General features: G+C 62.2%; 12 protein-coding genes. 10 read left to right on the top strand and 2 right to left on the bottom strand.

The window, feature by feature from the left end; genetic code table 11:
* Positions 1 to 146 precede the first annotated feature (146 nt).
* On the bottom strand, positions 147 to 857 hold the full coding sequence (locus tag D180_RS07795; protein WP_017912352.1) for an FAD-binding oxidoreductase: 711 nt from the start codon (positions 855 to 857) through the stop codon (positions 147 to 149).
* A gap of 137 nt (positions 858 to 994) precedes the next feature.
* Between D180_RS07795 and D180_RS07790 the strand changes: the two genes are divergently transcribed.
* From D180_RS07790 to D180_RS07765, 9 genes are all read left to right on the top strand, one after another.
* Positions 995 to 1993: an ABC transporter ATP-binding protein gene (locus tag D180_RS07790; RefSeq protein ID WP_043090625.1), complete on the top strand. Its 999-nt coding sequence runs from the start codon at positions 995 to 997 to the stop codon at positions 1991 to 1993.
* Positions 1994 to 2012: 19 nt separating this feature from the next.
* Positions 2013 to 2828, top strand: coding sequence for an ABC transporter permease (locus D180_RS07785; protein WP_017912350.1), 816 nt, complete (start codon positions 2013 to 2015; stop codon positions 2826 to 2828).
* Positions 2829 to 3473: 645 nt separating this feature from the next.
* On the top strand, positions 3474 to 4040 hold the full coding sequence (locus tag D180_RS07780; protein ID WP_198526525.1) for a hypothetical protein: 567 nt from the start codon (positions 3474 to 3476) through the stop codon (positions 4038 to 4040).
* Positions 4041 to 4177: 137 nt separating this feature from the next.
* A complete protein-coding gene (locus tag D180_RS23855) occupies positions 4178 to 5176 on the top strand; it encodes a hypothetical protein (RefSeq protein ID WP_157835440.1) in 999 nt (332 codons plus the stop codon).
* Positions 5177 to 5542: 366 nt separating this feature from the next.
* The gene (locus D180_RS07775) at positions 5543 to 6574 is read left to right on the top strand and encodes an OmpA family protein (RefSeq protein ID WP_232760388.1); all 1032 of its coding nucleotides are present in this window, start codon (positions 5543 to 5545) and stop codon (positions 6572 to 6574) included.
* Positions 6575 to 6935: 361 nt separating this feature from the next.
* Entirely contained in the window at positions 6936 to 7475 is a 540-nt protein-coding gene (locus D180_RS23850) for a hypothetical protein (RefSeq protein WP_152240042.1), read from the top strand.
* A gap of 44 nt (positions 7476 to 7519) precedes the next feature.
* Positions 7520 to 8485: a hypothetical protein gene (locus tag D180_RS23845; protein WP_152240041.1), complete on the top strand. Its 966-nt coding sequence runs from the start codon at positions 7520 to 7522 to the stop codon at positions 8483 to 8485.
* A 163-nt stretch (positions 8486 to 8648) separates the two neighbouring features.
* The gene (panE, locus tag D180_RS07770) at positions 8649 to 9593 is read left to right on the top strand and encodes a 2-dehydropantoate 2-reductase (RefSeq protein WP_017912347.1); all 945 of its coding nucleotides are present in this window, start codon (positions 8649 to 8651) and stop codon (positions 9591 to 9593) included.
* 182 nt (positions 9594 to 9775) lie between these two features.
* Complete coding sequence (locus D180_RS07765; protein ID WP_010340560.1) at positions 9776 to 10279, top strand: hypothetical protein; 504 nt, start codon at positions 9776 to 9778, stop codon at positions 10277 to 10279.
* Positions 10280 to 10609: 330 nt separating this feature from the next.
* Here D180_RS07765 and D180_RS07760 read toward each other — a convergent pair whose 3' ends face one another.
* On the bottom strand, positions 10610 to 11407 hold the full coding sequence (locus D180_RS07760) for a TatD family hydrolase (RefSeq protein ID WP_017912346.1): 798 nt from the start codon (positions 11405 to 11407) through the stop codon (positions 10610 to 10612).
* 97 nt (positions 11408 to 11504) lie between these two features.
* On the opposite strand from D180_RS07760, the gene D180_RS24490 reads away from it, so the two are divergent.
* The coding region (locus tag D180_RS24490; protein WP_017912345.1) for a helicase-related protein at positions 11505 to 12765 on the top strand (1261 nt) is incomplete at its 3' end.

Genomic DNA, 12765 nt, shown 5'->3' with positions numbered 1-12765 from the left:
CCGGGAGAGGGGTTGGGGTGAGGGTACGGGCGCGAAGCGCGCTCGACGCTTCGGAAACACGCAGCTTCGCCCTGGATGGACCTGTAGGTGAAGCGGTCGCGGCCGAAGCCGCGCCTACGCGGGATGTCCGGCGCCGACAGCGGCCGTTACTTGCTGCTGACGTACTTCTCGCGGCGGATGTGCTGCACCGGCAGGCCAGCCTCCTTCAGCGCATCGAAGCAGGCATCGACCATGTTCGGATTGCCGCACAGGTAGGCGATGTCGCCGTCGGCCTGCGGCGCGAACTCGGCGAGGAACTGCTGCACGTAGCCATGCCGCACGTCCGGATGCGGCGCCTCCGGCAGCTCGCGCGAGAAGCACGGCACGAAGCGGAAACCGGGATGCGCATCGGCGAAGGCGCGGAATTCGTCGCCGTACAGCAGTTCGGCCGGGGTGCGCGCGCCCAGCAGCAGCACCACTTCCACGCCGCGCTCGGCCATCGCCGCTTCCAGCAGCGGCAGCATCGAGCGGTACGGCGTGACGCCGGTGCCGGTGGCGATCAGCAGATAGCGACGGTTGCTGTCGCCCGGCTGCAGGCAGAAACGCCCGTAGGGGCCGCTGGCGCAGACCTGCCCGCCGATCTCCAGGCCTTCGAACAGCGCGGTGGCCGCGCCGCCGGCGACGAAGCTGACCGCGATCTCCACGGTGGCATCGGCCGGCTGCGCCGGATCCTGACGCGTGGCCAGCGAGTAGCTGCGCTTGGTCGCGGTGCCATCGGCATAGTGGAAGTGCACCTGCACGAACTGGCCGGGCACGAACGGCAGGGGTTGGCCGTCATCGCGGACGAAGCGGTAGTGGCCGACGGCCGGGGCCAGCATGTGGCGGTCGACCAGTTTCAGCGGGAATTGGGCAGGCACGGAGATGCAACAGTCTGTGGCCGGGGGCGACCCCACGAGGTCTTCTATAATAACGGCTGCACTTCTCCTGCGCCGTCGATGCGGCGCGAAGGCCCGCCTTGACTCCCGCACCTGCCCTTTCTCCCCAGACGCCGGCGCCCGCCCTGCGCGTGCGCGACCTGCGCAAGACCTACGACAACGGCGTGCAGGCCCTGCACGGCGTGTCGCTGGACGTCCTGCCCGGCGACTTCTTCGCCCTGCTCGGCCCCAATGGCGCCGGCAAGTCGACCCTGATCGGCATCATCAGCTCGCTGGTCAACCTCAGCGCCGGCCAGGTCGAGGTGTTCGGCACCGACCTGAGCAGCCAGCGCAGCGCGGCGATGCGCCTGATCGGCCTGGTGCCGCAGGAAATCAACTTCAACCTGTTCGAGCAGCCCTTCGACATCCTGGTCAACTACGCCGGCTTCTACGGCATGCCGCGCGCCGAGGCCGAGCGCCTGGCCGAAGTGGAACTCAAGCGCGCACACCTGTGGGAAAAGGCCCAGGTGATGAGCCGCACCCTGTCCGGCGGCATGAAGCGGCGGCTGATGATCGCCCGGGCGATGATGACCCGGCCGCGCCTGCTGATCCTGGACGAACCCACCGCCGGCGTGGACATCGAGATCCGCCGCGACATGTGGCGCGTGCTGCGCGAGATCAACGCCGCCGGCACCACCATCATCCTCACCACGCACTACCTGGAGGAAGCGGAGAGCCTGTGCCGCAACCTGGCGATCATCGACCGCGGCCGCATCGTCGAGCAGGGCCCGATGCGCGCCCTGCTGGCCAAGCTGGACGTGGAAGGTTTCCTGCTGGATATCGACGGCGAGTTGCCGGCGCAGTTGCCGGCGATCGAGGGCACCACCCTGCTCGCCCAGGACGCGCACACCCTGGACCTGGACATGCCGCGGGCGATGGACCTCAACCGCGTGTTCGCCGCACTGGGCGACGCCGGGATCCGCGTGCGCTCCATGCGCACCAAGAGCAATCGCCTGGAGGAACTGTTCGTGCGCCTCACCGGCGAGCACCGCGACGCTGCAACGGCCGCCACCGGCGCGACGCCGTCCGCCACTCCCTGATGCCCCCACGGCGACGACCATGACCCCCCAGACCGATTCCACCCTTCCCGTTTCCGACGCCACGCCCGCCCAGCGCAACTGGGTCGCGCTGGGCACCATCGTGCGCCGCGAGGTCAAGCGCATCCTGCGCATCTGGGGCCAGACCCTGGTGCCGCCGGCGATCACCATGACCCTGTACTTCCTGATCTTCGGCGGGCTCATCGGCTCGCGCGTGGGCGACATGGGCGGCTACAGCTACATGCAGTTCATCGTCCCCGGCCTGGTGATGATGAGCGTGATCCAGAACAGCTACGGCAACATCAGCTCCAGCTTCTTCGGCGCCAAGTTCGGCCGCCACGTCGAGGAACTGCTGGTCAGCCCCATGCCCAACTGGGTGATCCTGTGGGGCTACGTCGCCGGCGCGGTGCTGCGCGGGCTGATGGTCGGCGTGATCGTGCTGATCATCGCCATGTTCTTCACCCCGGTGCGCATTCCGCACCCGCTGGTGACCCTGACCACGGTGTTGCTGGGCGCCACCATCTTTTCCCTGGCCGGCTTCATCAACGCGGTCTACGCGAAGAAGTTCGACGACGTGGCGATCGTGCCGACCTTCATCCTCACCCCGCTGACCTACCTGGGCGGCGTGTTCTACTCGGTCAAGCTGCTGCCCGGCTGGGCCGAGGCCGCCACCCACGCCAACCCGATCTTCTACATGGTCAACGCCTTCCGCTACGGCCTGCTCGGCAGCAGCGACGTGCCGGTGTGGGTGGCCTACAGCCTGATGCTGGGCTTCGTCGCGGTGCTGGCGGCGCTGGCGCTGTGGCTGCTGCGGCGCGGGGTGGGGTTGCGGAGCTGAGCCAATGCCCGGGCCCGCTGCGATCGGGGTGGCGCCGCTCGAGGCGCTCGCGAACCTTCCAGAATCGCCGGGTCTTCACAGGCAATCGTCGGTGAGAGGACGCAAGCGCCGAATGCAATGCGCCGTATGAACCCTAGCTTGCTTTGCTCGGTGCTTTGGCGGGCACACGCGATTGCGCGTGCTACAACCTCCTTCCTGCCAATACGTTTTTGATCGGGAAACAAGGCGCTACATGCGTGGCACCAACGTTCTCCGTCGTGTGCAAGGCTCCTACAGGCAGAACGACCTGCATGCGGAAAGCGCAAGCCGAGCGCCGTACGCGTCCTAATGACGCCGTTTTGCCGAAAGCCGTCCGGCCAGGCCATGCGGCGTCGATCAGACCAGACAACAAGGAGATCATGCCGATCTCGTAGCAAAACATCCGACGCGACGCGTCTTGGCGTTGCGACACCGCTCAATTGAGGCACGCAGCCATGCAATGCGTGCACCCCAGCGCTTGATGCACGAAAACAAGCGCAAGAATACGTGACGGGCAGCACAATCAAAAAGGAATCGCATTTGACGCTACGGCGCCTTTGGTGTCTTATGCGCCAGCACGTAGCCGTCACATTCAGCGTACAACATCAGCTTGCTGGCCTACGGCACATGCATTGGTTGGTGCCATTCACGCACATCTGCGCGACAAGGGCAGGAAAACCGGCCAGCCAGATTAAACAGGATTTACAACAGCGACAAGGAGAGCACGTGAAGTCGACAGCATTATTATTTCTAGCTTTTTCTTTTTCCGGAGTCGAAGCTGCGGGGGCGCAGTCGATCTGTAGCAACGACGAATATGTCGTAGCATACAAACAGGCCAGAGAGAACGAGTTCAGCTATTTGGACGGCCTCAACGACAGCCAGCTCAACCGCCTCCATGAGTTTTACTCCAATGCCGCGTCCGCAATTCAGGACCAGATCATCGCCGAGGATGATTCCGAAACCGACTACAGTCCGTCGTTATCCAACGCCGCCAACATCGCAACCATCATAAATGCGAACGACGAATCCGAATCGGTCCGCGGAGTGCTTGGAAGTTTTTCCAATTACGTCCTCACCTATGAGAACGCCAATCTACTGAACAAGGCACTTCAGGAGATCGAGACACTAAAGCTCGCATCCACCCCAGGGCCTCGCGCCTTCTCCTTGTCGGAAATAAACGACCAAAAATACTGAAAGCTGGTCAGGGATCACTTGAAGAGCAAGGGATGCTCCGTCGATTTGAGCAAAGACTACTCTCTCCCGCCGCACGATGCGCCGCAGACTCAGATTTGCAAAAAAGTTCCATCTTTTTGCCAATAAAGGAGAGAGCTATGAAGCCATCGACACTAGTTTCGCTCGTTGCGGCGCTGTTTTTCTGGGCCACCGACTCCGCGCTGGCGCAGACCTGCGACGCCCATCCGATCCTTCCCCTCTATGAGACCGTCAAGGAACAGGACATTCCAGCACTGGACGACTTGTCAGACGCGGACAAGGCGGTACTGGAAGGCGTCTACGCCACCGCGCAAACCGTGGTGACGGAATATGCGCAACACAAGCTGGGAAGCCCTGTTCCTACCGAGATCATCAACAACCTTCCGAACTTCAAGAAAATAATAGAAGGCGACAGCCTGGGAGGAAGCCTCGGAATATATTCCAATATCGTCGGAGCGATAAGCCCCAGGCTCGGCGAGATCCTGCCGAATATGTGGAGGGAAACGCTCACGGCATTGGGTGGCACCCCGGTCACGACAGCGGAACTGGAGGACGCGAACAACCGCAAGATCGTTTCAACGCAATTGAAGAAGGACGGGTGCACAGGCACGTTGACACTCCCTCCCTATCGATCCCCGCCACCAGCCACTCCTCTCTACTACGGCGAGGCGGACTTTTGCGATCAGGCTTCCTATCAGACCAAATTCAGGCAAGGCGATCCCGAGGTCGAAGATTTTCACAAGTCCGATTTCAAAGGTGGACAAGCCTCCTGTAGCTATATTGGAGGCAAGGACAAATACACTGTCCACGGGACACCGTACTACACCATCTGGAGCTCGACCGTAAACACAACCGTTTACGTTGCACCCAGCGAATCTAGGGCCTTTGAAGAGTTCGAGAAATATCAAGAAGCATTCCGCTGCGCAAAAGTGACGAACGACGCCGGCAAGTTGTTATGCGCAGGGGAAATCGAAGGAAGGTACGACTTGGCTGTAGTCCACAAGAATGCACTAGTCGTCATCTCAGGATCTTTCGTCAAGGAAGACCAGCCGACCGATCTATCGTCCGCATTTCCCGCACTGGCAACGGAGACATTGCAGCGTCTGATCGCAAAATAATGCATTGATTTTCAAGTAGCGGCGCCCCCTACAAAACAAACGGCACCAGATGCACCCGGGCGTGAGTGCCCAAAGCCGTTTACGAGTAGTGCCCATCAGCGCTTGATGTGATCGGCCAGGATCAGTTCGACACGCCGAATCCATGCATGCCTGCAAATCCTGGCGACGTTCCGGATCCTGGTGGATTCACCACCAGGATCCCGGAGCAGCGCCAGATCCAGCGTGTCGCCTGGTCCGCCCTATGCGCTGACCTTGGCGAAGAAGGCCCCTGCTGGATAGTCGCCCGGCAGGCCTGGGGCATACCCGCTCCCCGCATGCGCTGGCCGTTACACTAGTTTGGTTCGTCCCCCGACAAGGAGTATCTGGGTGAAAAGAGCAGTAGCCGCGACGTTGGCCCTGGCCGTCATCGCAAGCCTGAGCGCCTGCAAGAAGCATGAGCAGCCCGCGCATCCCGACGATCAGGCGACGCCTCCCGCGGCGACCGCCAGCGCGACGCAGGACGCGTCCACGCAACACGCTGCCGCCAGCACGGCCTTCGACCCGGCCAGCCTCCCGGTGTCCGACGTCCCGCTCGGAGATTTCCCCTATATCGCGCTGCCCACCGGCTATGTCACCGGCAGTACTCCCGATATCGCGGACTTCGACCAAGTGCCGTTCTGGACCGGCGATCGGCTGCAGCCGGTCGAGGGCAGGGTCTGGTCGGCGCACATCGATGCGGCGCAGGGCAAGACCTTCTCAGACCTGGAACTGTCCCGCAACATCGAGGCCGTGGTGACCGCACTCGGCGGCAAGAAGATCTTCGACGGCCGTATTCCCGAGGCCGCCACAAAAAAGATCAACGAATGGCCGCGCGATTTCGCAATCGAGTACAACAGCGGCCTAGGCGACATCTGGAACAACCCGGCGCAGGTCTTCGTCGTGCATCGCGCCGACCGCGACATCTGGATCCACCTGTGCAGCTACCAGTTCGGTGGCGGCCTGCTGATCGCCGAGACCAAGCCGCTGCAGGTCACCGCCAGCCTGCTGCCGGCCAGCGAACTGAAGACGCAGATCGACAAGACCGGCAAGGTGGCCCTGCACGTCAACTTCGCCACCGACAAGATCGACATCCTGCCCGATTCGCAGCCGCAGATCGCGCAGGTCGTGCAATTGCTCAAACAGGACGCCGCGTTGAAGCTGGCCGTCAACGGCTATACCGATGGCACCGGCGATGCCGCGCACAACAAGACGCTGTCGGAAGGACGCGCCAAGGCGGTGGTCGCCGCGCTCGTCGCGCAGGATATCGATGCGTCGCGTCTGACCGCGGCCGGCTTCGGCGATGCCGACCCGGTGGCGGACAATGCGACCGAGCAAGGCAAGTCGCAGAACCGCCGCGTCGAGTTGGCGAAGAAATCTTAAACTCGCTTTAATTTTTATTGCATTTGGCAATATCCTCGCATTCGGGTAGCTTCAACAAATCTATCTCAATGCGTCCACTCACACCTTGACTTTTCGAAGTAAGCTCACCAAGGCTTAGCCATGCAAAAAATAAAATCCTCATCCAAATATCGGGTCGGCGGCACCAATTGCTTAGCGGAGTTCAGGGTCACAATCGGCCCTTAGGTATCGCGAACTCCAGTGAGGCAGATAACATTGCGACACCACCTCAAAATAATATGCACTTGCGGCGCCACCGCCATTTTTACCACCCAAAAGAAATGCAATTATATTAATTGATTAGAAATTTGCATCATTCCAAATTGACCATCAAAGGGTTACCATGAATGCATTGTATTTGGCAGCGTTTTTTGCCATTCCTTTATCCATGAATGCTAAAGCAAGCTGCGTAGATCACCCTGCCCTCGTTGCATATAAATCTGCACGCCAAGTCGAGCTTCCTGGCCTTGACGCCTTGACAGACACAGAGCACGACCGATTGGAAAGCTTTTATGAAGACGCCTGGACCGCAACAGTCGACCAAGTGACTTCAGCAGAATATGGAAAGACTTCCGTTGACATCCCAATTATATACAACAAGTCTAACATTGATGCGGTACTAGCTGGACAAGAGCTCTACGGCACGATTGGAATTCTTGCGGATTCAAGCTTGTCTATATTGACAGCTAGCGAGCTGATGCAAATAGCTGATGATTTAGACGAAGCGCGAAAAGCTTTGACTGGCATCGGTCAAACATTTGCTGAATACAACGATAAAAAATACAGAAAGTCCGTCGCCAGTTCACTTTTGACAGCTGGCTGCCCCTCAGACCTAGCCATAGATTATGGGCTTGACCCATGGAAATCAAAATCTACAAATTGACATTGAAATCATTGTGCATAGATGACATTTATAAGGAATGGTAAATGAGAAATGCCGCATTGCTAGTGGTCTTTACAGCGTTAAATTTTGCAGGATCAGCTAAAGCTCAAGACTGCGAGCAGCATCCTGTCCTAGATAGCTATAAGCAGGCTAGAGACTTTGACCTACCCTCTTTAGAAGATTTAACAGGGATTGACAAAGAGGCACTAAAAGCAGCTTATACAATTCTGGAAGATACCGTTGTCAATTATGCATCAACAGTAACCAACAATCCTGTCCCTCCAGACCTACTCACAAATTATTCAAACTTCAGAAAAATAGCTCAAGGCGATAAGTTAGGGGGTGGCCTTGGGATATACAGCAATGTGGTCGGAAAATTCAGCCCTGCTCTCGGCGAGGCACTTCCAAACATGTGGCGAGGGTCAATAGATGGTCTTTCTGGGAAGGGCAACTCGTATCCTCTTAGAGAAGATGCTAAGAATCGCTTGCAGGCAAACAAATCTTTAGCTGCTAGCAACTGTAAAAGATTAACCCTGCAGCCGTATAGCAATGACCCACCCCAGTCCGATTATTATATTGCAAAGAATGGGCTATGCGAAGAAATAAATCTTTCTTCTTTGAAGGGTCCAGCTACCGTTGTTGCAGCGGACTTTAAGACACCTAATGAATGCAGATACGAGGCTGCTAAGCCGCATTACCCAGATGAAGCTGGCGTGCCAGCGGACTATTATGTAAATGCAGTGCTACAGACTGAATTGCACACATCCAAGGAAGGAGCGCTTGATGCGTGGAAACAACGCGAAGGCAATGAAGTTTCGGCCACATCACCCTCGCCGTCAGGATCAAAATTAAAAACCATCACCATCAACAACTTCACCACATCAATATTTCTACATGAAAATCTCATCGTAACGATTAGCACCATTAAAACTCCCAATCCAGCCAGCTTGGTTTCACAGCACTCCGCATTCGCAGCCAAAGCGTTCAATCATCTGCGGAATTTCCAATAACCATTTAGCAACCGATGTTTGTGCCACTCTTGAGCTTGAGCAAATTAACTATGAATCAGCACACCCATGTGAATTTGATATTAATATTCTGCGATTAATTTAGTTCCAAGGGAGAAATCCGAGTTAAGATGAATCCGTTTGACTCAACTGTTGCTGCCGTCTCATGCGTATCCTGATTCTCGGAGCCGGCGCGACCGGCGGTTATTTCGGCGGACGCCTGGCCCAGGCCGGCGTCGATGTCAGCTTTCTGGTGCGACCACCACGGGCCGCACGCCTGCAACGCGATGGGTTGCGCATCCGCAGCCCGCGCGGCGACGCGGCGATCGCGGTGAGCACGCTCACCGCCGAGACGCTGCCTGGCGCGGCACAGGCGCGGCCGTTCGATCTGGTGCTGCTGAGCTGCAAGGCCTACGACCTGGAAAGTTCGCTGGACGCGGTGGCGCCTGCGATCCACGAGGGCACCAGCGTGCTGCCGATCCTCAATGGCCTGCGCCACTATCCGGCGCTAGATGCGCGCTTCGGTGCGGAGCGGGTCGTCGGCGGGCTGTGCTTCATCAGCGCGGTACTGGATGCCGACGGCGCGATCCAGCACCTGGCCAAGCCGGCCTCGCTGACCTTCGGCGAGCGCGACGGCCGCGGTGCAGACAGCGCGCGCGTGCGCGCCCTGGCGGAGGCCTGCGCGCGAGCCGACGTGGACCATCTGGCCACGCCGCGGATCGCGCAGGAGCAATGGATCAAGTACACCTTCCTCACCGCGCTGGCTGCGGCCACCTGCCTGATGCGTGCGCCGATCGGGCGTATCGTCGCCAGCGACGATGGGGTGACGCTGGTGCGCGGCCTGTATGCCGAGTGCACGGCGGTGGCCGCGGCGGCCGGCGAGCCGGTGCCGGAGGAAGCGCAGGCCAGTGCGCTGCACCTGCTGACGCAACCAGGCTCGCCGATGAAGGCGTCGATGCTGCGCGACCTGGAAGCCGGGCAGCAGGTGGAGGCGCAGCAGATCGTCGGCGACATGCTGGTCCGCGCTCGCGCCGCCGGGCAGGACGCGCCGCTGCTGATGGCGGCGTACTGCCACCTGCAGGCGTACCAGGCCGGCCTGCCCGCGCGCTGATGGTTGCCGCGGAAAGCCGGTGCCGCGCGCAACGCGCTCCTGCCCTGCGCGCACCAGCCACGGTGCTCCGGGAAATGCCGTATCCGCGCCGTCCCAAGGGCGGCGCTGCATCTTCGCGCGCCGCTGACGCGCCTGGCGCCTATGCTCGCCCACCATACAGGGGGCAAGCGACGGGCACGTGCATGGAAAAACTGTTCCGCGGCGGGCATTTCCTCATCATCCTGCTGTTCCTGCTGTGCGCGGCCGGGCTGATCTGCATGGCCGTGCTCGAGCTATGGCATGGCCTGACCCCGGGCGGCGAATTGGTGGTGCGCGACCGCTTCAATGTGGTGCTGGAAGCGATCGGGCTGCTCACCGTAGCGCTGGTGACCCTGGAACTGGGCCAGACCATCTACGAGGAGGAGGTGCAGCGCGACGTCAAGGTCAGTGGACCGACCCGGGTGCGTCGCTACCTGTCGCGGTTCTTCGTGGTCATCGTCATCGCCCTGGCGATCGAGACCCTGGTGTCGATCTTCGAACTGATGCACGACGATCCGTCCAAGCTGCCCTACGCGTCTGCCGTGGGCCTGTGCGCGGCGCTACTGCTGGTCGCCTGGGGCGTGTTCGTCAAGCTCAACCGCAGCGCCGAGGAACTGGAGCCGGAAGCCATGGCGGAGGCCAAGCGCGAGGACGCGCAGGTCGATTGAGAGGCCGTAGTGCCGCCAATGGCGTTACCTGCGCAGCAGCGGCTTCACCCGCGACGAATGCAGAGTAAAGCCGACTGACACCGTCGTGCGTCGGGACTGAAGTCCCTCCCACAAGAAGACGCCAACCCACGCCGTCCAGGATCTCCACCGGCGCATCGGCCGGCACGGTCGCAGAGGATCGGCATGGCCACCGGACCATCCGCCGCGACGCGTTGCCCGGTCGCGGCTGAAGCCGCTCCCACAAAAGACGCGTACAGCCAAGCGCGCTTTTACGGATCCCCAATCCCCAATCACGAATCCCCAAACACGAAACCCGCCGCGTCGACGTACTCAGCTCGGCATCGGCAAACGGAAGAATGTTCGCGCGGCAGAAGTGCTGGCCGCGGCGACCGTCGCCACGTCCTCGCCACGATCGCGTGCCAGCTCCTCGACGATGTGCGCCAGGAACGCCGGTTCGTTGCGGCGGTCCTTCGGCGTCGGCTTGAGCGTGCGCGGCAGCAGGTACGGTGCATCGGTCTCGATCATCAGGCGCTCGGCGGGAATGTGCTTCACCAGCTCGCGCAGATGCGCGCCGCGGCGCTCGTCGCACAGCCAGCCGGTGATGCCGATGTACCAGTCGCGATCCAGGTAGTCGAACAGTTCCTCGCGGCTGCCGGTGAAGCAATGCACCACCGCCGGGCCGAGCTTGCCGTCGAACTGGCGCATCAGCGCCATGAAGTCGGCATGGGCGTCGCGCTGGTGCAGGAACAGCGGCTTGCCGGTGTCCACCGCCACCTGCAGCTGCCGCTCGAACGCGCGGTGCTGCGCCGGCCGCGGGGAGAAATCGCGGAAGTAGTCCAGGCCGCACTCGCCCACCGCCACCACCTCGGCGTGCGCATGCAGCGCGCGCAGTTCGGCATCGCACTCGGCGGTGTACTCCACCGCGTGGTGCGGATGCACGCCGGCGGTGGCGTACAGCACGCCCGGATGCTGCTGCGCCAGTTGCAGCGCCAGCGGCGAGTGCTCGCGGCTGGCGCCGGTGACCACCAGTTGCGCGACGCCGGCGGCGCGGGCGCGCTGCAGCACGGCGTCGCGGTCGCGGTCGAAGGACTCGTGGGTGAGGTTGGCGCCGATGTCGATCAGGGTCATGCGGTTGCGCGGGAATCAGCCGGGACAGCAGCCAATTGTACGGTCCACGCGCCTGTCGCCGCTCCCCGGCGGCGCGGCGGCCACGTATCCTTTGCCGATGACGTCCGCCGTGTTTCCGATCGATCCGCTGCTGCCGCAACTGCGCGACAGCCTCGCCGCCCATCCACGCCTGGTGCTGGAAGCCCCGCCCGGCGCCGGCAAGACCACCCAGGTGCCGCCGGCGCTGCTCGACGCGCCCTGGCTGCAGGGCCGGCGCATCGTGATGCTGGAACCGCGCCGGGTCGCCGCGCGCAGCGCCGCCGCCTTCATGGCCCGGCAGCGCGGCGAGACGCCGGGCGAAACCGTGGGCTACCGCATCCGCTTCGAGAACAAGGTGTCCGCGCGTACCCGCATCGAGGTGGTCACCGAGGGCATCCTGACCCGCATGCTGCAGGACGACCCGATGCTTGAGGGCGTCGGCGCGCTGCTGTTCGACGAGTTCCACGAGCGCCACCTGGCCGCGGACTTGGGCCTGGCGCTGGCCCTGGACGTGCAGGCGCAGGTGCGCGAGGACCTGCGCATCGTGGTGATGTCGGCCACCCTGGACGGTGAGCGCCTGGCGCAGTTCCTCGACGCGCCGCGACTGTCCAGCGCCGGGCGTAGCTTCCCGGTGGAGATCGCGCATTTCCCGGCGCGGCGCGAGGAATCGCTGGAGGCGCAGGCCCGGCGCGCGGTCGAGCACGCGCTGCAGCAGCACCCGGGCGACGTGCTGGTGTTCCTGCCCGGGCAGCGCGAGATCGGGCGGGTGCAGGCGGCGTTGGAGGCGGCGGGCGTTGGCGGTGGTACGGCGGGTGTTGCTCCAGCAGGTGCCGCGGCTGGCTCTACTCCAGCCGGCACCGCCTCCGGCGTACCCTCATCCGGCGCTTCGCGCCACCTTCTCCCGGCGGGAGAAGGGAGCGGAGTGGAGGTCCTGCCGCTGCATGGCGAGTTGCCGGTGGAACAGCAGAGCAAGGTGCTGCAGCCGGATCCGCAGGGGCGGCGGCGCGTGGTGCTGGCGACCAACGTCGCCGAGTCCTCGGTGACGCTGCCCGGGGTGCGCGTGGTGATCGACGCCGGGCTGGCGCGCGAGCCGCACTACGATCCCAACAGCGGCTTCTCGCGACTGGACGTGACCGCCATCGCCCAGGCCTCGGCCGACCAGCGCGCCGGCCGCGCCGGCCGTGTCGCCAGCGGCTGGACCTACCGGCTGTGGCCGCAATCGCAACGCCTGGAGGCGCAACGCCGCGCCGAGATCCTGCAGGTGGAACTGGCCGGGCTGGCACTGGAACTGGCCGCCTGGGGGAGCGATGGCCTGCGCTTCGTCGATCCGCCGCCGGCCG

The sequence above is a fragment of the Xanthomonas sp. SHU 166 genome, from assembly GCF_000364685.1.
Taxonomy (GTDB): Bacteria; Pseudomonadota; Gammaproteobacteria; order Xanthomonadales; family Xanthomonadaceae; genus Xanthomonas_A; species Xanthomonas_A sontii.
The sequence above is the reverse complement of the archived record's forward strand: the minus strand, read 5'-3'. Positions and strand labels throughout refer to the sequence as shown.